General features: G+C 56.9%; 22 protein-coding genes and 2 pseudogenes. 11 read left to right on the top strand and 13 right to left on the bottom strand.

What is annotated here, in order from left to right; all coding sequences use genetic code 11:
- Positions 1-123: 123 nt before the first annotated feature.
- The 3 genes from XM38_RS19290 to phoU form a co-directional block, all read right to left on the bottom strand.
- Positions 124-729, bottom strand: coding sequence for a flavin prenyltransferase UbiX (locus tag XM38_RS19290; RefSeq protein WP_080809936.1), 606 nt, complete (start codon positions 727-729; stop codon positions 124-126).
- A 48-nt stretch (positions 730-777) separates the two neighbouring features.
- On the bottom strand, positions 778-3,159 hold the full coding sequence (locus XM38_RS19285; protein WP_088430758.1) for a ribonuclease R family protein: 2,382 nt from the start codon (positions 3,157-3,159) through the stop codon (positions 778-780).
- Positions 3,160-3,750: 591 nt separating this feature from the next.
- On the bottom strand, positions 3,751-4,407 hold the full coding sequence (gene phoU / locus XM38_RS19280; RefSeq protein WP_088430756.1) for a phosphate signaling complex protein PhoU: 657 nt from the start codon (positions 4,405-4,407) through the stop codon (positions 3,751-3,753).
- Positions 4,408-4,618: 211 nt separating this feature from the next.
- Between phoU and psaM the strand changes: the two genes are divergently transcribed.
- Both psaM and XM38_RS19270 read left to right on the top strand, forming a co-directional pair.
- The gene (gene psaM / locus XM38_RS19275; protein WP_080809931.1) at positions 4,619-4,714 is read left to right on the top strand and encodes a photosystem I reaction center subunit XII; all 96 of its coding nucleotides are present in this window, start codon (positions 4,619-4,621) and stop codon (positions 4,712-4,714) included.
- Between the two features lie 288 nt (positions 4,715-5,002).
- Positions 5,003-5,410, top strand: a complete 408-nt coding sequence (locus tag XM38_RS19270) for a slr1601 family putative cell division protein (RefSeq protein ID WP_088430754.1) — start codon at positions 5,003-5,005, stop codon at positions 5,408-5,410.
- 15 nt (positions 5,411-5,425) lie between these two features.
- Here XM38_RS19270 and argC read toward each other — a convergent pair whose 3' ends face one another.
- On the bottom strand, positions 5,426-6,490 hold the full coding sequence (gene argC / locus XM38_RS19265; RefSeq protein WP_080809925.1) for an N-acetyl-gamma-glutamyl-phosphate reductase: 1,065 nt from the start codon (positions 6,488-6,490) through the stop codon (positions 5,426-5,428).
- Between the two features lie 276 nt (positions 6,491-6,766).
- Here argC and ribBA point away from each other — a divergent pair, with 276 nt between their 5' ends.
- Positions 6,767-8,524 carry a bifunctional 3,4-dihydroxy-2-butanone-4-phosphate synthase/GTP cyclohydrolase II gene (ribBA, locus tag XM38_RS19260; RefSeq protein ID WP_080809922.1) on the top strand — a complete coding sequence of 586 codons (1,758 nt, stop codon included), beginning with the start codon at positions 6,767-6,769 and terminating at the stop codon, positions 8,522-8,524.
- A gap of 489 nt (positions 8,525-9,013) precedes the next feature.
- Here the strand turns inward: ribBA and XM38_RS19255 are convergent, their stop codons facing one another.
- Positions 9,014-9,331: a type II toxin-antitoxin system RelE family toxin gene (locus XM38_RS19255; protein ID WP_080809920.1), complete on the bottom strand. Its 318-nt coding sequence runs from the start codon at positions 9,329-9,331 to the stop codon at positions 9,014-9,016.
- The gene (locus tag XM38_RS19250; RefSeq protein ID WP_080809917.1) at positions 9,328-9,564 is read right to left on the bottom strand and encodes a hypothetical protein; all 237 of its coding nucleotides are present in this window, start codon (positions 9,562-9,564) and stop codon (positions 9,328-9,330) included. Before XM38_RS19250 ends, XM38_RS19255 begins: the two co-directional genes overlap by 4 nt.
- 173 nt (positions 9,565-9,737) lie before the next feature.
- Between XM38_RS19250 and XM38_RS29140 the strand changes: the two are divergent.
- The 3 genes and pseudogenes from XM38_RS29140 (at position 9,738) to XM38_RS19235 (ending at position 13,659) form a co-directional block, all read left to right on the top strand.
- Positions 9,738-10,122: pseudogene (locus XM38_RS29140) on the top strand (XisH family protein).
- Positions 10,113-10,475: a XisI protein gene (locus tag XM38_RS19240; protein WP_080809915.1), complete on the top strand. Its 363-nt coding sequence runs from the start codon at positions 10,113-10,115 to the stop codon at positions 10,473-10,475. Before XM38_RS29140 ends, XM38_RS19240 begins: the two are co-directional and overlap by 10 nt.
- Before the next feature lie 127 nt (positions 10,476-10,602).
- Positions 10,603-13,659 (top strand): CHAT domain-containing protein, encoded by a 3,057-nt coding sequence (locus tag XM38_RS19235; protein WP_187329474.1) that lies wholly within the window; start codon positions 10,603-10,605, stop codon positions 13,657-13,659.
- Here the strand turns inward: XM38_RS19235 and XM38_RS19230 are convergent.
- The 3 genes from XM38_RS19230 to XM38_RS19220 form a co-directional block, all read right to left on the bottom strand.
- The gene (locus XM38_RS19230) at positions 13,656-15,632 is read right to left on the bottom strand and encodes a S8 family peptidase (protein ID WP_137455179.1); all 1,977 of its coding nucleotides are present in this window, start codon (positions 15,630-15,632) and stop codon (positions 13,656-13,658) included. The two genes, XM38_RS19235 and XM38_RS19230, sit on opposite strands and share 4 nt — an antisense overlap.
- Before the next feature lie 932 nt (positions 15,633-16,564).
- Positions 16,565-16,978: a HEPN domain-containing protein gene (locus tag XM38_RS19225; RefSeq protein ID WP_088430748.1), complete on the bottom strand. Its 414-nt coding sequence runs from the start codon at positions 16,976-16,978 to the stop codon at positions 16,565-16,567.
- Positions 16,947-17,153, bottom strand: a complete 207-nt coding sequence (locus XM38_RS19220; protein WP_137455178.1) for a hypothetical protein — start codon at positions 17,151-17,153, stop codon at positions 16,947-16,949. Before XM38_RS19220 ends, XM38_RS19225 begins: the two co-directional genes overlap by 32 nt.
- 211 nt (positions 17,154-17,364) lie before the next feature.
- Between XM38_RS19220 and XM38_RS26130 the strand changes: the two genes are divergently transcribed.
- From XM38_RS26130 to XM38_RS19205, 4 genes and pseudogenes are all read left to right on the top strand, one after another.
- Positions 17,365-17,520 carry a hypothetical protein gene (locus tag XM38_RS26130; RefSeq protein WP_187329473.1) on the top strand — a complete coding sequence of 52 codons (156 nt, stop codon included), beginning with the start codon at positions 17,365-17,367 and terminating at the stop codon, positions 17,518-17,520.
- Positions 17,521-18,208: 688 nt separating this feature from the next.
- Positions 18,209-18,331, top strand: a pseudogene (locus tag XM38_RS29135) (tetratricopeptide repeat protein); the annotation flags it as partial.
- Positions 18,295-20,544: a CHAT domain-containing protein gene (locus XM38_RS19210; RefSeq protein ID WP_306441590.1), complete on the top strand. Its 2,250-nt coding sequence runs from the start codon at positions 18,295-18,297 to the stop codon at positions 20,542-20,544. The pseudogene XM38_RS29135 and the gene XM38_RS19210, both read left to right, overlap by 37 nt.
- A gap of 359 nt (positions 20,545-20,903) precedes the next feature.
- Complete coding sequence (locus XM38_RS19205; RefSeq protein ID WP_080809888.1) at positions 20,904-21,578, top strand: Uma2 family endonuclease; 675 nt, start codon at positions 20,904-20,906, stop codon at positions 21,576-21,578.
- Between the two features lie 98 nt (positions 21,579-21,676).
- Here XM38_RS19205 and XM38_RS19200 read toward each other — a convergent pair whose 3' ends face one another.
- Entirely contained in the window at positions 21,677-21,871 is a 195-nt protein-coding gene (locus XM38_RS19200) for a hypothetical protein (protein WP_088430740.1), read from the bottom strand.
- 121 nt (positions 21,872-21,992) lie between these two features.
- On the opposite strand from XM38_RS19200, the gene ffh reads away from it, so the two are divergent.
- Positions 21,993-23,459 carry a signal recognition particle protein gene (ffh, locus tag XM38_RS19195; RefSeq protein WP_080809883.1) on the top strand — a complete coding sequence of 489 codons (1,467 nt, stop codon included), beginning with the start codon at positions 21,993-21,995 and terminating at the stop codon, positions 23,457-23,459.
- Between the two features lie 123 nt (positions 23,460-23,582).
- Here the strand turns inward: ffh and XM38_RS19190 are convergent, their stop codons facing one another.
- From XM38_RS19190 to psaB, 3 genes are all read right to left on the bottom strand, one after another.
- Entirely contained in the window at positions 23,583-23,699 is a 117-nt protein-coding gene (locus XM38_RS19190) for a photosystem I reaction center subunit VIII (RefSeq protein WP_080809879.1), read from the bottom strand.
- Between the two features lie 66 nt (positions 23,700-23,765).
- On the bottom strand, positions 23,766-24,245 hold the full coding sequence (locus XM38_RS19185; RefSeq protein ID WP_080809877.1) for a photosystem I reaction center protein subunit XI: 480 nt from the start codon (positions 24,243-24,245) through the stop codon (positions 23,766-23,768).
- Between the two features lie 132 nt (positions 24,246-24,377).
- On the bottom strand, positions 24,378-26,606 hold the full coding sequence (gene psaB / locus XM38_RS19180; RefSeq protein ID WP_080806990.1) for a photosystem I core protein PsaB: 2,229 nt from the start codon (positions 26,604-26,606) through the stop codon (positions 24,378-24,380).
- Positions 26,607-26,644 lie beyond the last annotated feature (38 nt).

Below are 26,644 nucleotides of genomic sequence, written 5' to 3'. Positions count from 1 at the left end.
CGATCAGGACAATGACTAAGCGGGTGGTGGTCATAGCAGGTTCTGAGACTCCCAAAGCAAGGGCCTGGCTATCATGCCACCATAGTAGATCGCCTCAGGCCTCGCTGCGGCGGCCGAGCCCCCTCAATGCCCTTGCCAGCGCTTCAGGGGCACACAATCGATCCCGAGTTGATCTAGGGCGCGGGCGACGACGAAATCGACCAGATCGTCGATGGTCTGGGGGTGATGATACCAGGCCGGGATGGCGGGCACGATTCTGACGCCGGCTTCGGCCAAGGTGGTTAAGTTACGCAGATGAATCAGACTAAACGGCGTCTCCCGGGGCACCACCACCAGCGGTCGCCCCTCCTTCAACTGCACATCGGCGGCCCGCTCTAACAGATCAGAACTGAGCCCCGCCGCCAACTTAGCCACCGTGCTCATGCTACAGGGCATCACCACCATGCCCGCCGTGTGAAAGGAACCACTGGCCACCGTAGCGCCGACATCGGCCCAAGGATGACAGCGCAGGGTTCCCCCCGTCTCCACCCCAGCCTGTTGCCGCCAAAATGCCGATTGGCGAGCGGGGTCTGCCGGCATCCGCAGTCCCTGTTCCGCCTGCCAGACTTGATACACGGCCTTAGACGCCACCAGGTCGATGGCCCAGCCCGCCCCCAAGAGAAACCGTAACGCCCGCACCGCATAGATCAATCCCGAGGCGCCGGTGACTCCCAGAATCAGCGAGTCCATGGTCGCAGCAGCCGTCGTCGCAGCAGTCGAGGTCACCACGACACGACGCTACTCACTCTCGTCACTGCCACGGCCATTGTGGCCATTGCCCTCGTCCTCGTTGGCCCAGCTGTCGCCATCATCGTCACTGGCTTCACTGCCGCCACCGACGGCAACCAGGTCAATTTGCTGGCGGTAGTAGTCCACACTCTTGACCTGCACTTCCACGTGGTCTCCCAGCCGGTACTGTCTGCGGCTCTTGCGTCCCACCAGTTTCTGCTGCCGAGAGCGATACTCATACCAGTCGTCCTTCAGGGAACTGACATGGACCAAGCCCTCCACCAGCAGCTCTTCGATCTCGACGAAGAAGCCGTAGGACTGCACCCCGGTAATTAATCCGTGGAAGACTTCGCCGGTATGGGCCCGCATGAATTCGGCTTTCTTGAGGCCTTCGAGATCGGACTCGGCATCTTGGGCCAGGCGCTCCCGTTCGGTCAAATGCACGGTGATCCGAGTGAAGTAGTCCTCAAACTCATGCTGAATGTCAGGGGGCAAGACATTCCAGTTAATCTGGCCATGGCAAGAGCTATGGCGCAAATTCACCCGATCCTTAGAGCGGGTCGATCTGCGATCGCGTCCGTGCTCAAAAATGGCATGCAGAAGACGATGAATGACTAGATCGGGATAGCGCCGGGTAGGGGAGGCGAAGTGGGTATAGCCATCCTTCAGGGCCAGGCCAAAATGCAAATCGGGGTGGATGCCGTAGAATGCCGGCTTAAAGGTATCCAGCAGCAGGTAAGTCAGGATCTTTTCTGAGTCCGAGGCGGCAAACTGCTGGGTAAAGCGCAAATAATCCTTGGGTTGAATGGTCTCTTCGTCTTCTAAGCTCAGATCTAAGCCCATGTTGTCCGCCAACTTAATCAACTCTTGCACGTCGGCAAAATCGGGGGCCCGGTGCAAGCGGTAAATGGCCGGCACGTCCAAAGCCTTGAGATGGGTGGCAACTAGCTGATTGGCCAACAGCATACACTCGGTGACGATCAAGCGGGCTGGCAGCAGCGACGACACCACCATCACCCCTAAGGATCCCTCATCGTCGTACTGAAATTTAGCCGACAGATAGCGAGAGGCCGACTGTTTAGACCCCTCGGAGGGAATCTCATACTGCGGTAGATTTAACTCAAAAGAACCGCGGGCCAACCGCTGCTGCTTAATGCTCTGGCTCAGGGCGAATAGATTATCCAGCAATTCATAAACTGGGGTCAGAGCCTTGAGCTCTTTGCTCTTGACCCCGAGCTTTTTGATTGCCGCCGTCGAGTCGCGCTCCAGAACCGCCTGGGCTTGCTGATAATTCAGATTTTGGTCCACCTGAATCACCGACGGCTGGATGTCATACTCCAACACTTGGCCTTGCTCATCCAAGGTGACCAGTACGGAAATGGCTAATCTATCTTTGCCCTGGTTGAGGGAGCCGAGGCTGCCGAATAGGGGAGGGGGCAACATGGGAATCACCTCATCTCCCAGATAAACCGATGTGCCTCGCTTCAGGGCTTCTTGGTCAATGGCAGAGTTAGCGGCGATGTAGTAAGCCACATCGGAAATGTGAACCCCTAGACGCCAATGCCCCTCGTCGGTTTTATCCAGGGTCAAGGCATCATCAATGACGCGGGCTTCCGTGCCATCGATGGTGACCGTGAGCTGATCGCGCAGGTCGATGCGATCTTTAACGTCGGCCTTGCGAATCCGATTGGGCAACCGTTTGGCGGCCTCCAATACCCGCTCCGGAAAGGCTCGGGGGAGGTCATGTTTGCAATAGACAATGTCTAAATCCGAAGCCGCCTCGGCATCACTACCCAGAATCTGGGCCACGCGGCCTTTCGGCGGGTGCTGCCCCAGGGGATATTGCAGCACCTCCACATGCACCAGCTGTTCCAGGGCCGCCTTTAGGTCTTCCCCATCTGGTTCCAGGCTTAATTCAAACAGCAGTCGGTCGTCTAAGGGCACCGCTCGATAATCGCCGTTTTCCTGCTTGACCCGGGCCAAGACCGAGGCATTAGCCCGTTCCAAGATGAGTTTGACTTCCCCTTCGGGGCTGCGGCGGCGGGTGCCTTCCTTGGTGACTTTAACCAAGACCCGGTCGCCATTCCAGGCGGTGTTGAGCTGGCTTTCTCGAACGTAGATGTCTTCGGCACTCTCATCATCTTGAATGGCAAAGCAGAAGCCCTTGCTGGAGCAGCGCAGCTTGCCTTCGACCACGTCATCTTCTCGAACTTGGCGATACTTGCCCCGCTCTTTCACTAAGATGCCGACCCGTTCTAGGGCATCAACGGCAATTTGCAATTCTCGCGTGCTGCTCTCGTTGTGGCAGTTGAGCTTTTTTTGCAAGGTTTTGAGCGTGAGCGCCTTATCGTCGGTGAAGTTGGCGAGTAGCGCCGCAATTGAAAAATCCATGTAGCGATTGCCCTTAAAACCAATGTCTCTCGTCTAACGAAGACTCTGTAGTAGATGCCGAGCCGTCCCAGTCACGCTGGTGACATTCCGCAATGAAGCCCAGGGTGGCCGCTTTGGCTGAGGGCGACGTGTAAATCACTAGTCACCAAGCGCACCGGACACCGAACCGGCTCGTACAACAGAAAATCCGCGTCTCCCACTATCGGTGGCGAACTAGTGTGCAGCTTGCTCCCAAAACCTCGGTGCTTTAGGAACATCTACCTGACCTGAGGCCGAGCGCAGATCTGAGTCGACCCTGGTTTAACCGCCATGATAGAGGATATTCCTGCCCTACCTTAACGCGTCCCTGGCCAGACCAGCAGATATAGCGACAGATTGCAGGTAGACCGCTCTGTGCATATCTCAGGTGCCAATGGCCCGCGACGGGTAGGCCCGAACAGCAGATGCTTTTATCATATAGTTTCTCAATACATAGAACTCTGTCAAACGCCGCTGTCAATCTTAGGAAAGAATACTCAACGTCGCTCAACAAAACTCAAAATAAACTCGCCTTGGCCAGGACTCCTCCGGCTGGTTCTCCTTAGGGGCGTTTTAGGTGCGTTCGCCGGTCACAATGTAGGCGACCCGTTTGCCAATGTTGGTGGCGTGGTCGGCGATACGCTCTAAGTACCGAATCACCAGCACCAGCAAGACGATAGGCTCCACTAGGCCCGGCAGGTCTCGCTGATGGGCCAATAAACGATAGAGGTCGGCATAGTCGGCATCGACGGCATCATCTTTTTGCTTGATTTCTAGCCCCCGCTCTGCATCCAGGTTGGACAGGGACACTAGGCTCATGGCCACCATGGAGCGGCAGCGATCCAACATGGTTTGAATGCGGTCCATGCAGGGATGGGGCGGGTAGGGGAATAGGGTAATGGCGACTTCACCAATGTCTTGGGCATAGTCACCGATGCGCTCTAAGTCTCGCACCAGCTGCATGAAGGCACTGATGAGCCGCAGGTCTTGAGTGACGGGTGCCTGCAAGGTGAGCAGGTTGATGCAATCTAGTTCGATCTGGCGATAGAACTGGTCGATTTGCTTGTCGTGGGCGACTAATTGTTGGGCAGAGTCTAGGTTGCGATCGCAAAGGGCTTCCCGGGCCAAAATGCAAGAATATTCCACCAATGCCCCCATGCGCAGCACATCGCGCTGGACTCGGCGCAGTTGGCGTTCAAACGTGGTACGCAGGGAGCGAGTGGTGTCCAAAGTAATTACGCTAGTTATTACGCTATGTAACAGATGCTCAGGCGGACGGGGTGGGAGAGACCGTCTTGGTCAAGAATAAAGACTATACCAAGTCCAGCTCGAGATCTGGAGCTTTTTGCTAGTGAACACTCTAGGCCTGGACTTGACCATAAGGTTCACAATAAAAGGTTCACAATAAATCGTTGTCACCATAGATTGGGGGTTGTTAACCATGACACTTTCAGAGACTCAGGTTTTTGTCGCTCTAGTCATTGCCCTGGTACCGGCTATCCTAGCGTTCCGGTTGTCGACCGAGCTATACAAATAAAGTGATTTTAGAGGGATTGTCGGCGGCGACGTCTAGGCCACAGCGCGTTAACGCCATAAATCCCTAAAAGCACTACAGAAAGCGTGCTACTTCAAGCGGGAACTCCAGGGTTGGGGTTCCCTTTTAATATGCATAGTTTAGACATGGTTAGAGCGGTTTAGTCGCCAGCAGCACCAGTTGGCGGAATATGGCGGCGAACTGGAGAGCCAGAGCGCTTTTTTCCGGGAATAACGTCTACAGAATTTACGATAGCCGCTTACAATGGCAACTGTCGTGGCAGGTTTGCCTATGCATGCAGCTCAGTCCCCCACCGCTACGGGCGTTGTCGCATCACCCATCTCCCGGCGTCGTCGCCGTTCGCCGCTGCCGCGTCCCCGTCGCCGTTTGGTGCATACGCTGGAGTTGACGGCGACCCTGGCCATCAATGGCCTCCTGATGACGGTGGCTGTGGTTACCCTAAGCCGCCTAGTGCCCCACTACCAGGCCCAACGGCAGCAATTTCAGCAAGTCAACTCGGCCTTGCGAGCCACCAAAGCGGATATGGCTGCCCTGCAGGCCGAGTTCAGTCGCCACTTCGATCCGGCCCAGGCAACCCAGATCATGCAGGAGCAGAGCGGCTGGACCACGCCCTCAGAACGGCAGATCGTCTGGATTAGTCCTGGCGAGGCCCCTCACCCCAGTCAAGGGTCCCAGTAACCACGGCAGCCATGATTAAGGGTAAAAGCTGAGTCGGGGTAACCCCAGACTTTCATCGAAGCCCAACATCAGGTTAAAGCATTGAATGGCCTGGGCCGCTTGACCTTTCATGAGATTGTCGATGGCGGCCATGACGATGACACGGCCGGTGCGAGGGTCGACCTCGACGCCGAGATAGCAACGATTTGTGCCCCAGGCCCACTTGGTTTGGGGATAGGTGCCATTGGGGAGCACCGTCACCCAGGGGGCTGAGCGGTAGAAGGCCGCATAAATGGTGAGTAAGTCGTCCCGGACCAGGCCCGGATCCCGCATGGTGGCGTATGCCGTCGCCAGAATGCCCCTGACCATGGGCACCAAGTGCGGCGTGAACTGGACCAGCACGTCATGGCCCGCTAGGTCACTGCAGATGGTTTCGATCTCGGGGGTATGGCGATGGCGGGCCACGCTGTAGGCCGCTAGGGAATTATCGGCCTCTGCTAGCAACAGGTGGGTTTTGGCGGTGCGCCCCCCGCCCGAAGTGCCAGATTTGGCATCGATAATCAGGCTGTCTGGCTGGGCCAGCCCCTGTTTGATCAAGGGGGCAATGGCTAGGAGGCTGGCGGTGGGATAGCAGCCGGGGCATCCCACCAGCTGAGCCGTACGGATGCGATCGCGATAGAGTTCTGGCAATCCATAGACGGCGGTGGCGGCCAGGGACTGATCTCGGCGCGCTACCCGGTACCAGGCCTGGTATACCCCTAGGTCGTTGAAGCGGTAATCTGCCGACAGGTCTAGCACTTTGCAGCCCCGCTCAATCAACGTCGGGGCCATCTCACAGGCCAATCCATTGGGCAGCGATAAAAAGACCACCTGACAGCGCTGTGCGATCGCATCGAGGTCAATCGCCTCTACCGTCAGGGACAGATGCCCACCCACATGGGGATAGAGCTCAGCAAACCGCTTGCCAGCACTACTATTGCCGCCAATGTAGGCAATCTCGGCCTGGGGATGCTCCAGCAACAGACGCACCAGCTGCACCCCGCCATAGCCAGAGGCCCCAACAATGCCGACCGATACCTTCTCTGATGCTGAATCGCCCATGACACCTAAAGACTCTTACTTCGCGACAGCAATGGTCGAGACCGCCAAGACCTGTGCCCTAGATGCAGCATTGTAATACTAATCGCCAGAATTAACTGCTACCATCTCACCCCCTAGCGCCGATTGACCAGAGCCAAAAGGCAGCCTTGTTCAGGTATTTCCCCTTCAGCCTTCAGCCTTCAGCCTTCCCTTCGGCAGGAAATCTCCAGATCTAGGCAGGGACGAGGTTTACAATCAAGACAAGATACTCAATATAGTAGTCAAACGCTAACACGTATGGGGGCTGTGTTCGAACCAACCGACGACGCTACATCAGCGGCGTCCGCCGCCGGGACGCCGGAGCCAGTCCCGACCTGCCATTTCGATGCCATCGAAGCGGCCCTACAGGACCTCATTGCAGGACGGGCCATCGTCGTGGTCGACGACGAAAACCGCGAGAACGAAGGCGACGTGATCTGCGCCGCCCAATTTGCCACGCCCCACCTGATTAACTTCATGGCCGTCGAGGCCCGGGGCCTGATCTGCCTGGCCATGACCGGCGAGCGCCTAGATGAACTGGGCTTGCCCCTGATGGTCAGCCAGAGTAGCTACGAAGACGAAAACGAGCAGACGGCCTTTACCGTCAGCATCGATGCCGCCCAGCATTGGGGCGTCACCACCGGCATTTCTGCCGAAGACCGGGCTCGCACCATCCAGGTGGCGATCAATCCCGGTGCCCACCCCAGCGATTTACGCCGTCCTGGTCACATCTTTCCCCTACGCGCCAAAGAGGGCGGTGTGCTGAAACGGGCCGGCCACACTGAAGCTGCCGTCGATCTGGCTCGCTTAGCCGGGCTCTATCCGGCTGGTGTCATCTGTGAGATTCAGAACCCCGACGGCTCCATGGCTCGCCTGCCAGAGCTGATCGACTACGCCCAGACCCACAACCTGAAGCTAATCAGCATCGCCGATCTGATTAGCTACCGACTCCAACACGAACGCTTCCTCATCCGCGAGGCCGTCGCCGACCTGCCTACCCAGTTTGGTCATTTTCAAATCTATGCCTACCGCAATCAACTGGATGGCTCCGAACATGTGGCCCTGGTGAAAGGCAACCCGGCCACCTTCACTGATCAAACCGTCATGGTCCGGGTCCATTCCGAATGTCTCACTGGCGATGCCTTTGGCTCCCTCCGCTGCGACTGTCGCATGCAACTGCAAGCCGCCCTGAAAATGATTGAAACGGCTGGGCGCGGGGTGGTCGTCTATCTGAAACAGGAAGGCCGTGGCATTGGCCTGATCAATAAACTCAAAGCCTATTCCCTGCAAGACCGTGGCCTCGACACTGTCGAAGCCAACGAAAAGTTAGGCCTGCCCATCGACCAACGCAACTATGGCATCGGTGCCCAGATCCTCAATGACATTGGCGTGCGGCAGTTTTGTCTGATCACCAATAATCCCCGCAAGATTGCCGGGCTGAAGGGCTATGGCCTGGCCATGGTCGACCGCGTCCCCCTGCTGATCGAGGCCACTACCTACAACTCTGGCTACCTCGCCACCAAGGCCAAAAAACTGGGTCATCTGCTGTTGCAAACCTACTTGCTCACCGTCGCCCTGCACTGGCAGCAAGAACCGGTGCCGGTAGAAACCCGCTATGAGTGGCTGGAAAAGCTGCGCTACCTGGCCAAGGCCCGGCAGTTAGTGGTGCAAGAAGAAGCCCGCTCGGTGGCCATTGCCCTCTTTAGCCAAGCTTCGCTGATTGTGCATTTGGGCCTCGATCAACCGCATGCGATCGCAACAGACTGGTATCGCCAGAGCGATCATCCCCAAGTCTGTGCCGCCCTAGATCTCCTAGATCAGGTGCTGCAGTGGCCGCAATTGGCCCAGCTGGAATTTATGGTATCCACCGGCAGTGACCCTTTCACCAGCTTGCAAGTACGCCTAGAGCGACAACTCTTCAAGCGCGATCCTACCGGTGTGCAGCCCTCCCATCTAGCCGATCAACTCGAAACCCAGCGGATCTATGTCTTCTCCAGCCATGTTCCGATGGACTGAGGCGCCCAGGGGGCAGGGTGACTCAAAAATCTACGAGTCCTGCTCAGCCATAGAGAAGGACCACGAAAAAATGGCTGCGTCCCGCCTAAAAGTCTATGGGTCCCGCCTAGAAATAGATCCGTCCCCGCTAAAAATGGCTGCTCCCCAGAGAAAAGTCTATAGGTTCCGCCAAAAAATGGCAGCGTCCCGGCATCCAGGCAGATAGCGTTGCAGTCTTCACCGCGAGGCGATGGTCATGGGCTAAGCCGCCCCAGAGGGGCTAGACCGGCTCTGCAGGGCCATCGACCTGGCCAAACAACCCCCCGCTCCAAAATCTAGGCAGAGCACTCTAGTTCCATTCTGCCCGAAAGCCTCAGCCACGTCCTGGTTCCCTGTCCCTGCCCCTCTCATTCTTCCTTTACCCTCCACTCAAAATTCAAAACTTCTCCCCCTTTTCAAGGCTTGTCTAAACGTGAATAAGCTCCTACGACCCAGCAGTATCGGCTACGATCAACCCAGGATGGAATGATTTAACTGCGATGTCCCTAAAGTTGACGATTGAATATCCTGAAACCTTTCCGGATGCCGTCGGTGCCCCACTTTGATGATCCGAATAATCAGGGCAGTGTCCTCAATGCTGTAGATCACCCGATAATCGCCCGAGCGCACCCGATAGCGATTTTCGCGTCCTTTCAGTTTTTTGCAACCAGACGGTCTCGGCTCCTCTGCCAGACCCTCAATGAGGGTCACCAGTTTTCGCTGCACTGGAACAGGCAGCTTCTTTAAACGTCTTTGGGCGGCGGGCTGGATGAAAACTTGATACGTCACTCCAACCCCAATTCCTGTTTCAGATGGGCTAGAGAGATTGCTCCGGGTTCTGCCAGGGCCGCATCGCCATCAAAGTTGTCCATCTCATCTTCCAGGGTTTTCAGGCCCGATTCCAGATCCACCTGATATTTGAACTGAAGATATTGCAGAAAGTGGTACAACTCATCCAGGGTTGCCCTAGGCAGGGCAGGGAGTTCCAGGGTGATGGGTTCAGTCCGGGGCAGGGTGGTCATCGCTGATTAAAGACAACAAACATGTTGATATCTTAGCGATACCCTCCAGCGTCCGTGGGAAGCGTGCGGTTGGGTTCGGGATCGCATGGGCATAGACAACGGTGAATAAGTCACTGGACACTAATCTGCCAGATGAGTTCCTGCATATGGTAAGGGATCGGTTTCATTAGGTCATCTGCACTGCCCTGGAAAAGGAGGGGTGGCAAATTACGGCAGATCCCTATGAAATCAACGTCGATGATGTAGATTTTGAGATTGATCTGGCAGCCGAAAAGCTATTAGCGGCAGATTGGGGCGATCGCAAAATTGCGGTAGAGGTGAAAAGCTTTCTCAGCCCGTCGAATGTGTCAGAATTTCACACTGCCTTGGGACAGTTTCTCAACTATCGCGATGCTTTGGCAGTAGTTGAGCCCAATCGACATCTCTATTTAGCCGTGCGGCTAGCCGTCTACGAAAGCTTTTTTCAACGCCGAATTTATTGCCACAGCAGTAGAAAAGTATCAGCTGAGGTTACTGGTTTACGATGTTAAGCAGGAGGCGATCGCAAAATGGCTGTAGAGCTGTATCGGCAATATATCCAGCAATTAATTTCGCAGCGGGCTGAGCAGGTCAGCGCCCAGCACCGCTGGCCAGAGTATGAGGTACAGACGCTGTTTGATACTGAGCGCGATCACTATCAACTGCTGTATGTGGGATGGCGAGGCACCAAACGGGATTTTGGCTGCATTCTTCACCTCGACATCAAAGGGGGCCAAATCTGGATTCAGCATGATGGCACTGAAACAGGGATTGCTAATCAACTTGTGGATCTAGGCGTGCCGAAGCAAGATATTGTGCTGGCGTTCCATGAGCCGGAGGTGCGACAGTTTACGGATTTTGGCACAGGTAACGAGATCTCATCCGTCGCCTGAATGATATGAGTACGTCAGGCTGCCTGGCATCTGTGTCTCTTTATCAAAGCTTGCCTGAACCTGAATAAGTCCTTGCCGCCGAGACATATATCCTGGTGTCAACCCCAAGCTTTGGATGACTGCGCTCATGCTCTACTCTGCCAAGCTGCTCGGTTTCTTTACGGCCACAGCCCTCATCATCCCTGCAATGCAAGCCCCAGGCGTGGCTCAGGAGCCTCAGCCCCTGAGTCGTCAGATGAGGCAAACTAAGCAAGCTGACGAAACCACGACTGTGCTGCTAGAGGTTGAAGGCGTTTTAGAAGCAGGCGACGACACTCTCAACGATGGCAGCCTATATGACACCTACACCTTCGACGGCAACGCAGGACAGACTATTGCCATCACTTTAGAAAGCGTTGAGTTTGATACGTTTTTGCTGATCTTAGATAACCAAGGCGATGAACTCGCCAGAAACAATGATATTGATACTGAGGCAGGCAACTATCACTCATTTATTACCCTAACGCTGCCTACTGATGGTATCTATACCATTTGGGCGAACGGTTTCGACGAAAGCTCCCGTGGGCGCTATTCCCTTACAGTAGTTGACACCTCACCGGAGCAAGCGGCTCCCATCCTTAGCGATGCAAGTCAGGCAAATGTGGAGGCTGATAGGCTCCTCGACATTGGCCTCCAGCAGTTTCGAGTCAGCCAGTTTCGTGAGGCGCTACAGTCTTGGCAGCAGGTCCTAGACCTTTATCGCAAGCTTGGCAACCGTCAGGGGGAGGCGAATGCTCTGGGCAACCTGGGCCTGGCCTACTTTTCCCTGGGGGACTATGAGCAGGCCATTGATGTTTACGAGCAACGGCTGGCCATTACCAGCGATCTCAATAACCGCCAACAGGAAGGCCAAAATCTAGGCAAGCTTGGTAATGTTTACTTCAAATTGGGAGACTATCAACAAGCCCTGAGATACTACGAACAATACCTGGCCATTGCCCGTGAACTCGACAGTCTTCCAGATGAAGTTATTGCCCTATCCAGCTTGGTTCAGACCCATATCGGACTCCAGAACTATCAGGAAAGCATACTTCTGGCAGAGGAAGCGCTGGCAATTATCGATGAGTTTCTGGCGCTAGTGGAGGACGGACAAGGTCTAGGCGGGACACAAATCTCCGAGCAAGACATCGAACAACTCAGGCAGGCGGAGAGCATCTTGGAGCGCTACATCGCTATCGTCCAGGAGATTTTCGCTCAGGCGAGGGAGGGAGCCAATCTGGATGATTTGAACAGCGTTTTTCCCCAGTATCAGCAAGCCGCCGAAGCACAGCATCAACGGGCGATTGACCTGTATCAGCAGCGGCTGGTGGCCGTTCGCCAGGCGGGAAATCGGGCTGAGGAGGGACAGTTGCTAGGCTCTTTGGGTGATACCCACCGCCTGTTGGGTCAGCCCCAGCGGGCCATCAACTTTTACGAGCAGCAGCTAGCCGTCACCCGCGACATCGAAGATATTGCTGGGGAAGGAGACGCTCTCAGTAACCTAGGTCGCGTTCTTAATGACCAAGGTCAGCCGGAGCTGGCCATCATCTTCCTCAAAGCCCTAGTGCAGATTCGAGAATCTATTCGTGACAACATTCAGGGTCTCGACACTGAAGTGCAGGAAGCTTATACCAACACCATCGCTGATGACTACCGCCTCCTGGCCGACCTCCTGCTCGAACAGGGCCGCATCCCAGAAGCCCAACAAGTCCTTGACCTGCTCAAACTTGAAGAACTGCGCGAGTTTACTGAAACCACCCGCGCCACCTGGACCGGTGGCGACTTGCAGTACACTGACCCGGAACAGGACGTCATCGACGCCCACGGTAGCCTGGTCGCCCTCGGTGGCGAAGTCATCGCCTGTGAAGGCAGCGCCTGCGCCGAACTGGACAGCCTTTACGACCAGCTTGAGGCCCTCACCGCCCAGTACAACCAGCAAGTCGAGGAGTTTGAGGCTGCCGTTCGAGCGAACCGGGCCGAGGATGAGGTCTTTGTAGATCCCGATAATCTCAGCGGCGAAGCGGAGGAACTGCTGAATGCCTATACCCAGGATGGTGAACAGGCGGTGCTGATTTATCCCTTCGTGCTGGAAGACAAGCTGTGGCTGGTGTGGGCCGCGGCCGGCAACGTCATCGGCAGTGTGGAGGTGCCAGTGTCCCAGGGGGAACTGGCGAGTACGGTGCAGCGCTTCGGGGAGTTGCTGAAGACGGGCAATCCTGGCACCCTGACAGAGCTGCAAGCCACCAGCCAGCAACTCTACGACTGGATCATTCGGCCCTTGGAAACAGAACTGGCCGCCAACGACATCGATCATCTGATCTTCGTCAATGACCGCGTTACCCGCTACATCCCGATGGCGGCCCTCTACGACGGGGAGCAGTATCTGCTGGAGCGCTACCGCATCTCCACGGTGCTGGCGCCGGGGCTGACCGATACAGAAGACCGCCTTGCTGACATTGAGCAATCCCAGGTGTTGGGGCTGGGGCTGACGCAGGCTGTGGCCGACTTCAATCCCCTGCCGGCGGTCGATGCCGAATTGGATGCCATCATTCGCAGTGATGCGACTGACCCGGCGGGTATCTATCCGGGCCAGGTGTTTCTCAACAATGACTTTACCCTGGATACCCTGAAAGCTCAGGTACGTGGCCATCGAGTGCTGCACCTGGCCACCCATGCCGCCTTCGTACCAGGTCGCGCCGAAGAGTCTTTTATTCTCTTGGGCAATGGGGAACCCCTGAAGATTGACGATATCGAGGCCATGCATCGACGGTTGAGTAATCTGCACTTAGTGGTGCTCTCTGCCTGTCAGACCGCCTTAGGGGGACCGGCAGGCGATGGTACCGAGATTGCCGGCATCAGTTCTTACTTTTTAGAGAAGGGCAGGGCCGAGACGGTGATTGCCTCGCTGTGGTCTGTCAACGACGACAGCACCAGCCTGCTGATGCAGCGCTTCTATGAGCTACTGGCCTCTGGGGAACTGACCAAAGCCGAAGCCCTGCGTCAGGCCCAGCTCAGCCTGCTCTACGACGAAGAAACCGAAACCCGCCTGGCGGCGTCGCGGGCCTCCATTGTGATCGAATCCCGCGATGGCCAGCCTCTGGCGACTACTGGGTTGGAGCATCCCTACCACTGGGCACCGTTTATCCTCATCGGCAATGGCCTTTAGTCCGTTGCCTGCACCAGGCGCACCGCCTCGGCGGCATCCACCAACCCGCTGCCGAAAAAGTAGGTCAGCGCTGGTGCCGTGGCTGGGGTGTTGGTCTGGGTCGCCAGGGTTTGATAGCGGTCTCGCTCCTCATCCGTCAGGGTCAGTGGCCCATGGCTGGCGGCTGCGGTGAGTAACTCAACGATGCGATCGCGACTTAAGCTCCGATCCTGATCGGCACTCTGCATCAACGCCACAATGCCCGCGACGATGGGGGAGGAAAAGGAGGTGCCCTGGGTCCAAATGTAGGTTCCCTGGGGATCTTGGGTCCAACTCCAGGGCTGCGTCGGTAGCGGCATCCCCTGCCAAAATCCCGGGGTCACCGTTCCCCCCGTGGTTAAGATGCCACTGGTTGGGTGCGACTGAATCACCCCGCCGGGGGCTACCAGCGTCAGCCCTGGCCCAAAGCTACTATAGGGAGCCCGATGGCCATTTAGGGTCGAGGCCCCCACGGCCACCACCGCCGGTAGGCTGGCCGGAAACGAGACCTCCCCGTCGCCAAAATTGCCACTCGACGCCACTATCACCAGGTCGGGATTGTCTTCCAGCGCCTGGGTGATCACAGCCGCGATCTCGGTGGCGGGCAGCATGCCCCAGCTCATATTGATCACATCGGCTCCGCGCTCAGCCGCGTAGGCAATCGCCTCAACGCTGGCCGCCAGCATGGGGCCACTGGAAATATCCCCAATCCGGACGGGCAAGATCCTGGCCGCCGGGGCCACGCCGGTGAAGGCGGTATCGCTCTGGCCATGGGCGGCAATCACCCCGGCCACCTGGGTGCCATGAAACTCATTGACCACCTGCGCCTGGATCTGGTCGGCGAATATGGGCGGCAATCTGGGCATCTGTTGCCGTTGGATGGTCCTGTCTGAGCCGGGCGACCCAGGGGTCATGCTGCGCCAGCAGGGCTGCATCGGACAAAGTAAACGTGCTCTGAAAGGGGGGCCGCAAAATGGCCAGCTCGTCGGCTTCGATGCGGGTATCGGGGTCATCGTCGACAAAGTCCCAGCCGCGAGTTTCTCGGGCCAAGCCGACGGACATGGGGCGGGCAGCTCATAGGTATTGGTTTGCAATGCCGGATGATCCCATTGGGTGAAGGTGTCCAGCACCGCCACCGTAATGCCCTCGCCCCGGCTGCCCAGGGTCCAAGCGGCCGGGGCCTTCACCCCCCGGTTCTCTAGGTTGGGGTGCAGCCTGGTGCTATCTAGGTACCAGGCTAGGGTCCTCAGATTAGCCGGACGACGGGATCGGGCGGCAAACTGGGCCGGTGACGGCGAGAGGGGCGGTTGCATCGGCGGCTCCAGGGGTGCCCGTACCTGGATGAAATTGGGAGTGGCCGATCGCACCCCGGTTGTGGCATGCAGCCGCTCGGTGGCAGTCAATACGGCGGTGTCGTGATCCAGTTCTATAAGCCGCGCCAGGACCCGGTCGTCACTGAATTGCAGCGGTCGAATGGCGGTGAGCCCCTGGGCGGCCAGGATCACTTGCCGCTGGGCCGGAGTAGTATCTGGCTCAAAACTGACGATGATTTCGTTGGGCAGCAGAATCTGCTCGTTGCGATCGCAACAACTGAGGACAGGCAAAATGGCATCGACGTAGGGCCGTTGCACCCGTTCGATCAGGGTGCTGCGACTAGAGCGACTGCCCCTGGGCAGGGTGACGATGGCGTAGTCGGTGCCCACGGGGTGCACGGTGACGGCGTCGCCCCGAGTGCCCTGTAGGTCGGCCTGGAGTCGCCGGTAGAGGGGGATGGGGGGATGACCCCGAGCCGCCGGTGGCTCAGTGAAGACCACTGCGATCGCATCTGCTTGCAACTGCAGGGGAATCGGCTCTCCGTCGACGCGGTAAAACAACTCGGCAGACTCGGTTTGGGCCAGCCTAGTCGGGGCGCTGACCCCTGCCCCCAGTTGATGCCGCCCGCTAACGCAGACCACCAGGCCCAACAGGGACGGCTGTGCGTTGAAGCAAAGAACGTTTCGTCATGGGGTGTCAAATCGGGTGATAATTGCGATTCGCACCATTTGGTGAGGCACTTGCCCGGATTCTATATTGCCTCAGAGCCTCTACCTAACCTATGCATTCATCATCAGTGTTGAGTTTTACCTGGGAGTCTAGAGAGTGCCCCCACTGGCCCCTAGTTTGGCCTAACCGCCTAAATATGGCTGCGTCCCAGAGAAAAATCTATGGGGACCGGATAAAAGTGGTTGTGTCCCAGCCTTTAAGCAGAGCGCTCTGAGCCTAGCCCTCCGGATTCCCGCTACGACCTTCGGGCACGCTGCGCGAGGCGCGGGAATGTGATGGGGAGAGGGGGAGAGGGGTGATGGGGTGGGAGGGGGATGTGTCGTGAAGAGTGTGTAGGGCTATGCCCGTGCGAAGAAGAGTGAAGAGCTTGCCCTGAGCGCAGTCGAAGGGTGAAGAGGGAAGAGGGGATAGGGAATAAGGGGGAAAGATCTCTCGCCATCTCTGCCGATGCGACGCGATCTTGAACGGCAGATCGGCCATCCCTTCCGCGGGGTCCAGGGCGGCGGAACGCCCTGGTCGTCGGAGTCCGAGGGGAACGAAATCCCCTCGGGTGAGCACCCCGAGCTATCCAATTAAGCGTGGCCTTAGCGAGCGTTACCACCCCTCACCGACAAGCCCTGCCAAGGGGCTCAGGCAATAAGGGGGTAGTCCCCTGACGTTCACTACCAGCTCACTACAGGCAAAATGTCCTGGTTGCAGAGGTCTGGGAGAGTGTAACCGCGAAAACGATGTCCGTCATTCCGGGCACCCGGAATCCAGGCAGAGGACTTTGCCACTGGCCAATGGTCCTCACTGTGATGGTCATTGGCGTAGCCGCCAGTTTCGAAAGCTAGGCAGAGTGCTCTTAAATCAAGGTGAGTCCTCGTTGGCTGACATCTGCCCGAATCAAACCCATAATTCTTTCCGCCTCTTGCCGAGCTTGTAAGGCATCCTGCTCAGTAGGGTCAGGAGCAATCCCCGGATATCTGGATGCCGTTGCCCAACTGGTCAAAGTGTTTAGATTGGTTGGATCTTGACGAGTCTGCCAATCCTTTGGCAGCAGATTTTTTAAGACCGTTAAGTCATGCACGAAGGGAAAGTCAATCTGAGCAAAGATTAGTCCGGCTTTGATGGCTTTCTCTGCGGCCTGTTGCGCGTGGTAACAGATGGCATGGGTATACCCTTTTCCAGCTGCTGCCAGTTCGCTGGCGACATCCATATCTTGTTGTGCGTAGGCCAACCATCGTTTAGTTTCCTGGGCGATCGCGCCGGCTGTCATACAAGACTTTGCCTTCCTTCAAGACGGTATGAATCACGTGGCCAATCGTGTCGCGATAGTCAGCTATTTCTTGGCGGGTCGCCACCACAATATCTTTAGCCACCATGAGGTCATCCAAGGTATCCCGGATACAGGTGATCAAGTCGATCTTGCGCTGATCGTTGAGATGTTCCACCACATATCAGTAAATCGATATCACTGGTTGGACGCAGCTTCCTCCGGCGCCTGGGGAGCCAAATGGTCACCCTGGACAGGCATGAAAGTGCTCCACCCTCCCGATCCAGCATGATGGCGATGGTGTCTGTGGTTGAGTCGGTAGAGGGTAACGCCATCGAAGTTCCCAGAATTAGCGCTGTCCTGTGGTAAGCCCCCAAAGGGGTGGCAGCTTGAATATCCGTCTTGATCTAAATGCTAGCCGACAACCATGCGATCGCATCTGGGAGCCACCCCAATTCAGCGGTGGCCTTAGCGAGCGTTACCAATCCCTGGCCGAACAAGTAGGGGTATTCGTAGTGTGGGCATTTGCCTTTTCTAAGGCCTAATGATACTCGTCATTCCATCTACTCAATGCCCACCTTTGCGAAAGATTGGTGGGCCAGCCAAGAGCCTTGACCATTGCTGAGAGCAGCGGCAATGAACTTGCCACCCTACGCAGAGCGCCTCGGAGCCGTCGCCGAGATTTGATTCCCCTGGATTCCCGCCACGCCCTCCGGGCACGCTCCGCGAGGCGCGGGAATGACGGGAGTACGTTGTCTTCAGGCCTCAAACATTCATCACGATAAAGACTTCCGTCATTTCCGGGCAAGCGCAGCGCGACCCGGAATCCAGGGCAGAGGGCGCTGCCGGCATGATGGTTGTCTCGGAGTTCGCCAATGAAAGATTCTATCAACCTGAATAAGTCCTTGCGGCTGAGACATATATGCTGATGTCAACCCCCAAACACTGGAGCCCAGCCCCCATTGCGTTACCCAGCCAGCTATTCGGATTGCTTGCCCTCACCGCCGTGATGGTGGCTACCCTCGGGAGAACCCCGGACAGCCAAAGAGCATCGAGAACGGCTTTCGGTTCACACCCGCCGACCGCTTGGCCCAAGGTGAAAGCGCTGCCGACCGCCAAAGCAAGAGCCGATGCCCTGTTCGATGAGTCTCTGGAATTTTGGCGCGCATCAGTGATTATCAGGCAGCCTGGGAGCGGCTACAACAAGCCCTGGCCCTTTACCAGGCCCCTGACGTGCGAGCCGCCTTTCCTGAAGAGAGTCGCCAAGGCGAAGCGAAGACCTTGACTGGGCTGGGAGCAATCTCAGATGACTTGGGGCAATATCCCCAAGCTCTGGAGTATTACGAAGCGGCATTGGAGATTCAGCAGACAATTCAGGATCGCCGGGGGGAAGGGTCACCCTCAACAACGTTGGGGCGGTGTATGACAACCTGGGCCAATATGAGCAGGCCCTGGGCTACTACCAGGACGCCCTGGTCATCCGCCAGGAGATTGGCGATCGCGCCGGGGAAGGGGTCACCCTCAACAACATTGGGGCGGTGTATGACAACCTGGGGCAATATGAGCAGGCCCTGGGCTACTTCCAGGACGCCCTAGCCATCAGCCAGGAGATTGGCGATCGCGCCGGGGAAGGGGTCACCCTCAACAACATTGGGGCGGTGTACCACAATCTGGGCCAATATGAGCAGGCCCTGGGCTATTACCAGGACGCCCTCGCCATTCGCCAGGAGATTGGCGATCGCCAAGGCGTTGGCCAAACCCTCAACAACATTGGGGGAGTGTATGACAACCTGGGCCAATATGAGCAGGCCCTGGGCTATTACCAGGACGCCCTGGCCATCCGTCAGGAGATTGGCGATCGCAAGGGCAGAGCCATCAGCCTCAACAACCTCGGCTATGTGCTGGAAAATCTAGAAGAGCCAGAGTTAGCCATCGTGTTTCTGAAGCAATCGGTGAACCAGTGGGAAGCGATGCGGGGGGACATTGTGGGGTTATCCGTTGAGGACCAACAAGCCTTTACCGACAGCATTGCCGGCAGCTATCGCAAACTGGCGGATATGCTGCTGCAACAAGACCGCATCCTGGAGGCGCAGCGGGTGCTGGATTTGCTGAAGGTGCAGGAGCTGGATGAGTATTTGCGGGGGGTGCGCAGCACTGAGAGCACTGAAGCGGGAGTGCCGCTGCGGCCAACTGAGCAAGATTTAATTGAGCTGTATCAGGCCAGTCAGGCACGGCTGATAGAACTGGGGCAGGAGCGGGCTGAGTTGGCTCAGATTCCCCCGAGTGAGCGCACGCCAGAGCAGCAGCAGCGCCTGATCGAGCTGCGACAGCTAGAGTCCGCCGTGCGGCAAGAGTTTGCTCGCTTTCTAGAGAGCGAGGTGGTGCGAGCACTCGTCAGCAATTTGCAACGAACCACAGGGGGCGAAGCGCTAGCGCTTAGCCAGCTGACGGACCTGCGCGACAATTTACGGAATCTAGAGCAAAACGCGGTGGTGCTCTATCCGCTGGTGCTAGAAGACCGCCTGGAACTGGTGCTGGTCACGGCCAATCAAGAACCGATTCGGCGCACGGTTTCCGTATCGCGCACCGACCTGAATCAGGCGATCGCCGACCTGCGCTCAGCCCTGGAAACTCCCTTCTCGGAGGCGATAACCCCGGCCCAGCAGCTCTACGACTGGCTGATTCGCCCCCTAGAAAACGATCTCGCTCAAGCTGAGGCCACAACTCTGATTTATGCGCCGGACGGGCAACTGCGCTACATCCCCCTAGCCGCTCTCCATGACGGCAACCAGTGGCTGGTCGAACGCTTTCAGGTCAACAACATTACGGCGGCCAGCGTCAGCGACTTAGACAATCCCCCCACCGCTGACACCCCCAGTGTGCTAGCCGCCGCCTTTACTGAGGGAGCCTATGAGGTTGAAATCAGCGATGCTCGCACCCTCTCCTTCACTGGACTAGACTTTGCCGGGCCTGAGGTGGACACCCTGGCTCAGTTGATTCCGCAAACGGTGAAGCGCCTGAATCAGGCCTTTAATCTCAGCATCTTGTACGACATGGATGACTACAGCATCATTCACCTCGCGACCCATGCAGCGTTCAATCCAGGGCCGCCAGAGGACTCGTTTATTTTGTTTGGCGATGGTAGCAGAGCTACGTTGACCGACGTCAAACAGCAGTGGAGCTTTCCCAATGTGGAGTTGATTGTGCTGAGCGCCTGTGAAACGGCAGTGGGTGATGCGCCCTTGGGGAACGGGGAAGAGATTCTGGGCTTTGGTTACCTGATGCAGCAAGCTGGGGCCGATGCCGCCATCGCCTCGCTGTGGCAGGTGAGTGACGGCGGCACCCAGGCGCTGATGGATGCCTTTTATCTGGCCTTGCAAAATGGCTACTCCAAGGCAGAGGCGCTACAGCGGGCGCAACAGGCCCTGATTGCCGATGACCTGAGTCTGGTCGGCGGCGAGCGTGGCACCATCGAGGTCGTCAGCACCGTCACCGGCCAGCCCATCGGCGACAGCCTGGCCCATCCTTACTACTGGGCCCCGTTTATCCTCATTGGCAATGGCTTGTAAGGATAGCGTTGACTCGTGCAGAACGGCAGACGTAATATCCATTTCCCTCTTATTGAACGACGCATGATCAGGCTGAATCGTTCAGTGCCAGAGCGTTCCTGCATTCAAAACTCACCCCTCAAAATTGAGAACTGAGATAAGACGGTAGCGGACAGACGGGCCAAGCCAGATTGCCTGGGGCTGGCTCAGCCATAGAGAAGGACCAGGAAAAAATGGTTGCGTCCCGCCTAAAACTCTATGGGGACCGCGTAGATTATGACCCCCCCTACGACTGGGCTCCCTTTATCCTGATGGGTAGCGGGCTGTGCCCAGGTCTGCCCTTGCTACACTGAGCGTAACTGCTATGACGGTTTTCGCTTATGTCTGTGCCTACTACCGAATCCCTTCAGGCCCAACCAGAGCAGGCATCATCGAACGCGATACGCTTTCCGCCTGGAGACCTCTACAGCGATGAACCCCCCGTGGAAACTGAACTGCATCTGCGCCAGATTTTGCTGTTGATCCAAAGTTTGGAACGGCTCTGGAGCGATCGCCAAGACTTCTATGCCTTCGGTAATCTCACCATTTACTACAGTCCACACCAGCGGAAGTCAGAAGATTTCCGAGGCCCGGACTTCTTCGTGGTACTGGACACCGAGCGCAAACCGCGCAAAAGCTGGGTGGTGTGGGAAGAAGATGGTAAATACCCGAACGTGATTGTGGAGTTGCTGTCGGAGTCGACGGCTAAGACGGACCGCGGCCTGAAAAAGCAGATTTACCAAGACATCTTTCGTACCCTCGATTATTTCTGGTTCGATCCTTACAGCTTGGAGTTTGAAGGCTTTCACCTGGTGGATGGTACCTATCAGCCCATTATCCCTACTGAACAGGGTTGGCGTTGGAGTCAGCAGCTGGGACTCTACCTGGGCAGTCATCAAGGGCAGCTGCGATTCTTCACACCCGAGGGAGACTTGGTGCCTACCCCGGAGGAGCACAACGAAAAACTCGCGGCTAAGTTGCGAGAGTTGGGAGTTGACCCAGAGGATATTCAATAGTTCGCTTAAGTGCGATGATCGCAACCCCCGTTCGTATAGCTGCTGCTCGCAAGCATTAGGGCACTCCAGGGCCAAATCTGGGATATTGAGACTGTTCCCTACTGGCTGGCCCGGAACAATAGGGAGGCTTGCAGGGATCGCATGGGAAAGGCATAGATGTCTCGCTCTGGCTGATCTAAGCCCAGAAATATTTCGGCACTGAGGATGAGGCTGCCGTCTGCTGGAAATAACCGCGTCATCAGGTCATTGATCCGCTGGAAGGACGACGGCTCTAGCCCAGAGTCTTGGCCCACAGCGCTAGGTCTAAACTTAGACACGGTTTAAAATGAGATATTTGACCTTACGATACTCAATGTCAGGGGATTCTTCACCCCGATTGATCGTTGGGATCCCTGCCGCTCACTGTAACCTACTATGTTCGACGCCCTTTCAGAACGCCTAGAGTCTGCCTGGAAATCCCTGCGGGGCCAGGACAAGATTTCTGAATCTAATGTACAAAGTGCCCTGCGAGAAGTACGGCGAGCGCTCCTGGAAGCCGACGTCAACCTAGAGGTGGTGAAGACCTTCGTAGCGCAGGTGCGAGAGCAAGCCCTGGGAGCCCAGGTAATCGCCGGGGTCACGCCCGATCAGCAATTCATCAAGATCGTCAACGACGAGCTGGTGCGGGTGATGGGGGAGACCAATGCTCCCTTGGCCCAGGCCGGCACGCCTCCCACCATTGTCCTCATGGCCGGTCTGCAGGGAACCGGTAAAACCACTGCCACTGCTAAGTTAGCCCTACATCTGCGCAAGCAAAACCGGACGACCATGCTGGTAGCCACCGACGTCTACCGTCCCGCTGCTGTGGATCAGCTGGTCACTCTGGGCAGGCAAATCGATGTCCCTGTCTTCGAGTTGGGCACCGAGGCTAACCCCGTGGACATTGCCCGCCAAGGGGTAGCGCAGGCCAAGACGGACGGCATCGATACGGTGATTGTCGATACCGCCGGCCGCCTGCAGATCGATCCCAAGATGATGGCGGAGCTGGCCGACATCAAGCAGGCGATTCAGCCCCACGAAGTGCTGCTGGTGGTCGATGCCATGACCGGTCAGGAAGCCGCCAACCTGACCCGCACCTTCCACGACGAAATCGGCATTACCGGGGCCGTTTTGACTAAGTTGGATGGAGATTCCCGCGGCGGGGCGGCCCTCTCGGTACGGCAGATCTCGGGGCAGCCGATCAAATTTGTCGGGGTCGGCGAAAAAGTCGAAGCCCTGCAGCCCTTCTATCCTGACCGCATGGCCTCGCGCATCCTGGGCATGGGGGATGTCCTCACCTTGGTGGAAAAGGCCCAAGAGGAGATCGATATCGCCGATGCCGAGAAGATGCAGAAGAAGATCATGGAAGCCGAATTCGACTTCGATGATTTTCTGAAGCAGATGCGGCTGATGAAGCGCATGGGCTCCTTGGGCGGCATCATGAAGATGATTCCCGGTATGGGCAAGCTCTCTAGCGAACAGCTAGAACAGGGCGAAACCCAGCTGAAGCGGGTGGAGGCCATGATTAACTCCATGACCCGTCAGGAGCGGAAGAATCCCAAGTTACTCTCTGGATCTCCCAGTCGCCGCCGTCGCATTGCCAAGGGATCTGGGTATGGCGATAAGGATGTGGGCAAACTGGTCAGCGATTTTCAAAAGATGCGATCGCTTATGCAACAGATGGGTTCTGGCGGCGGCATGCCGGGCATGGGCGGTGGCATGCCGGGTATGGGTGGCGGCATGCCGGGTATGGGTGGCGGTGGATTACCCGGTATGGGCGGCCCACCCCCAGGCTTTCGGGGCTACAGTGGCGGCAAGAAGAAGAAAAAAGCCAAAAAGAAGAAGGGCTTTGGCCAGCTATAGCCGCTGCCACAATGCTTTGTGCTGACTAGCCAGCGCCATAAATGCTCAAGCGGGAGGCTATCAGCCTCCCGCCATTAGTCATCGATAGTGATGATCAGCGTCTAGTGCTGCGGCTTGGCTGCACTAGGCATCACTCTCGATGTAGAAGAACAGCAGCCCCATGACCACCGCCGGCATCAACCATGTGACTACCGGAATCAATAGCCAGGGTAGCCAAGACGCTGCATAGGTTCCGTCCATAGTCTCTTCTCCTTAAACACAGTATTAGACAAACCGCGTCTACGGTTAGCCAAGGATTGCCCCGAATTAATTGACAAATCCTCGGAAAATGGCATCGATCTCACTAAAGTGGGACAGCAGGAAATAGGCCATGAAGGCACCGCTCATGCCCCCGAGGAAGAAGCCTGCCGTCATCTCACTCCAACCCTCTGAGGTCATGAGGGCATCAGTCTTGGGGCTGCTCTCTGCCACTGGCTTTAATGACACTAAGCCATGGGCTCCCATACCAGTCGTGCCTAGCAGCACGATGGCAATGGCGGTGACCAACCCGCCCAAGTAGGGAGCGGGGGCGTAGTCCCGCAGGGCCCCGACAATGATTTCTGGGCCGACTAAGAAGTAGCCATGGGCCAGCCCAATCTCTAGCCCTCGGGTAATGGGTGCCATGCCTTTGCGATAAGCTGGCAGGTTACCAATGAAGCTGCGAACAAAGGCGGAGTCACTGATTGGGGTGGATAGATGCCCCAATTCAGGCTCGTCTAGATAGGGTTTAACCACTTGATTCGTCATCGGACTGTTTACCTCCAAGATGCATAACAGTGGCTGAAGAGGAAAAAAGGTCCCGGTTCAACTACCCCGATGAACCAGGACCCGAGAGAGACGGAGAGTCTCCTACCCGTCTCAAACTCGTCTACGCAACCGTCAGCCGAATCGACTGGAGGTTGACGCAATTAGGAAGGCGGCATAGGTGATGATATAGCCCACCGAGAAGTGAGCTAATCCCACCAAGCGGGCCTGCACGATGGAGAGGGCCACGGGCTTATCCTTCCAGCGCACTAGGTTGGCCAGGGGCGTGCGCTCATGGGCCCACACCAGGGTCTCGATCAGCTCCTGCCAGTAGCCTCGCCAGGAGATCAAGAACATGAATCCGGTGGCCCAGACCAAGTGCCCCAGCAAGAACATCCAGGCCCAAACCGCTAGGTTATTCATGCCGTAGGGGTTGTAGCCGTTGATCAGCTGGGAGGAATTCAGCCACAGGTAATCCCGCAACCAACCCATCAGATAGGTGGATGATTCATTGAACTGGGCCACGTTGCCCTGCCAGATAGCCAGGTGTTTCCAGTGCCAGTAGAAGGTGACCCAGCCAATGGTGTTCAACATCCAGAACACCGCCAGGTAGAAGGCATCCCACGCCGAGATATCGCAGGTGCCGCCCCGACCCGGACCGTCACAGGGGAAGCTGTAGCCGAAGTCTTTCTTGTCCGGCATTAGCTTGGAGCCGCGAGCATCTAGGGCGCCCTTCACCAAAATTAGGGTGGTGGTGTGCAGCCCCAATGCGATCGCATGGTGCACCAAGAAGTCCCCCGGACCGATGGTCAGGAACAGGGAATTATCACCGCTGTTGATGGCATCTAGCCAGCCTGACAGCCAGACATTGCCATAGTTGGGCCAAGCGGTGCTGGCGATGCTACCAGGATTCGACAGCAGGGTGTCAAAGCCATAGAGCAGCTTCCCATGGGCCGCCTGAATCCACTGGGCAAACACTGGCTCCACCAGAATTTGCTTCTCAGGGGTACCGAAGGCCACCATGACGTCGTTGTGCACATACAGCCCCAGGGTGTGGAAGCCCAGGAACAGCGACACCCAGCTCAGGTGGGAGATGATCGCTTCCTTATGCTGCAACACCCGATCCAGCACATTATTGCTATTGGAAGCTGGATCGTAGTCGCGGATCAAGAAGATAGCCCCGTGGGCAAAGGCCCCCACCATGATGAAGCCAGCGATGTACTGGTGGTGGGTATACAGAGCGGCCTGGGTAGTGTAGCTCTTAGCCAGAAAGGCATAGGGGGGCAGCGAATACATATGCTGCGCCACTAGAGAGGTGATCACCCCGAGGCAGGCTAAGTGCCAGCCCAGCTGGAAGTGCAAGGAGTTGTTGTAGGTGTCATACATGCCCTTGTGGCCTTCGCCAATCATGCCGCCAAAGGGAGTGCCTTGGGGCGGATTGTGGGCATTCATGATCTCCTTCATGTTGTGGCCAATGCCGAAGTTAGTTCGGTACATGTGGCCGGCAACGATGAACAACACGGCGATGGCCAGATGGTGGTGGGCCATATCCGTCAGCCAGAGCGACTCCGTCTGGGGATGGAAGCCCCCTAGGAAGGTCAAAATGGCCGAGCCAGCCCCGGTGCTAGAGCCAAATACATGGCTAGCCGTATCTGGATTCTGGGCATACACCCCCCAGTTCCCGGTGAAGAAGGGCGTGAGCCCAGCCGGGTGAGGTGGAGTGAACAAGAAGTTATCCCAGCCCACGTGTTGTCCCCGAGACTCGGGAATCGCCACGTGGATCAAATGCCCGGCCCAAGCCAAAGAACTCACCCCAAACAAACCAGCCAGATGGTGGTTCATCCGGGATTCGGCATTCTTAAACCAAGCCAAACTAGGACGAAATCGCGGTTGCAAGTGCAACCAACCAGCGAACAGAAAGACTGCCGCCATAATCATCAGGAATAGCGCCCCGCCGTACAAATCGCCAGCCGTGCGCATACCGATGGTGTACCACCAGTGATATACCCCTGAATAAGCGATATCCACTGGATAGTTAGCCCCTGCTTGGCTAAAGGCCTCAACAGCAGACTGTCCAAATTGGGGATCCCAAATCGCATGGGCGATGGGGCTAATGTTCAGTGGGTCTTTTACCCACTGCTGGAAGTTACCTTGCCAGGCGACGTGGAACAGGTTGCCAGAGGTCCACAGGAAAATGATTGCCAAGTGGCCAAAGTGGGAGGCAAAGATCTTTTGATAAAGATTCTCCTCCGTCATGCCATCGTGGCTTTCAAAGTCGTGGGCTGTGGCAATCCCGTACCAGATCCGACGTGTTGTCGGATCAGACGCTAGATCCTGGCTAAATTTTGGAAATTTAGTCGCCATGATCAAAATCGATGATTGAGGTTTGAGTGCTTAAATCT

This window comes from Halomicronema hongdechloris C2206 (genome assembly GCF_002075285.3).
GTDB classification, from domain to species: domain Bacteria; phylum Cyanobacteriota; class Cyanobacteriia; order Phormidesmidales; family Phormidesmidaceae; genus Halomicronema_B; species Halomicronema_B hongdechloris.
Note: the sequence above shows the minus strand (reverse complement) of the source record. Positions and strands in the feature narration are given on the sequence as shown.

Excerpts from the sequence above, each read along its gene's own strand:
- XM38_RS19270 (WP_088430754.1), top strand. The coding sequence starts at position 5,003 with ATGCATGCAGCTCAGTCCCCCACCGCTACGGGCGTTGTCGCATCACCC.
- XM38_RS19290 (WP_080809936.1), bottom strand. The coding sequence starts at position 729 with ATGGACTCGCTGATTCTGGGAGTCACCGGCGCCTCGGGATTGATCTAT.
- XM38_RS19225 (WP_088430748.1), bottom strand. The coding sequence starts at position 16,978 with ATGACAGCCGGCGCGATCGCCCAGGAAACTAAACGATGGTTGGCCTAC.
- psaB (WP_080806990.1), bottom strand. The coding sequence starts at position 26,606 with ATGGCGACTAAATTTCCAAAATTTAGCCAGGATCTAGCGTCTGATCCG.
- XM38_RS19240 (WP_080809915.1), top strand. The coding sequence starts at position 10,113 with ATGGCTGTAGAGCTGTATCGGCAATATATCCAGCAATTAATTTCGCAG.
- XM38_RS19190 (WP_080809879.1), bottom strand. The coding sequence starts at position 23,699 with ATGGACGGAACCTATGCAGCGTCTTGGCTACCCTGGCTATTGATTCCG.
- ribBA (WP_080809922.1), top strand. The coding sequence starts at position 6,767 with ATGGGGGCTGTGTTCGAACCAACCGACGACGCTACATCAGCGGCGTCC.
- psaM (WP_080809931.1), top strand. The coding sequence starts at position 4,619 with ATGACACTTTCAGAGACTCAGGTTTTTGTCGCTCTAGTCATTGCCCTG.
- XM38_RS19285 (WP_088430758.1), bottom strand. The coding sequence starts at position 3,159 with ATGGATTTTTCAATTGCGGCGCTACTCGCCAACTTCACCGACGATAAG.
- XM38_RS19250 (WP_080809917.1), bottom strand. The coding sequence starts at position 9,564 with ATGACCACCCTGCCCCGGACTGAACCCATCACCCTGGAACTCCCTGCC.
- argC (WP_080809925.1), bottom strand. The coding sequence starts at position 6,490 with ATGGGCGATTCAGCATCAGAGAAGGTATCGGTCGGCATTGTTGGGGCC.
- XM38_RS19205 (WP_080809888.1), top strand. The coding sequence starts at position 20,904 with ATGTCTGTGCCTACTACCGAATCCCTTCAGGCCCAACCAGAGCAGGCA.
- ffh (WP_080809883.1), top strand. The coding sequence starts at position 21,993 with ATGTTCGACGCCCTTTCAGAACGCCTAGAGTCTGCCTGGAAATCCCTG.
- XM38_RS19185 (WP_080809877.1), bottom strand. The coding sequence starts at position 24,245 with ATGACGAATCAAGTGGTTAAACCCTATCTAGACGAGCCTGAATTGGGG.
- XM38_RS19235 (WP_187329474.1), top strand. The coding sequence starts at position 10,603 with ATGCTCTACTCTGCCAAGCTGCTCGGTTTCTTTACGGCCACAGCCCTC.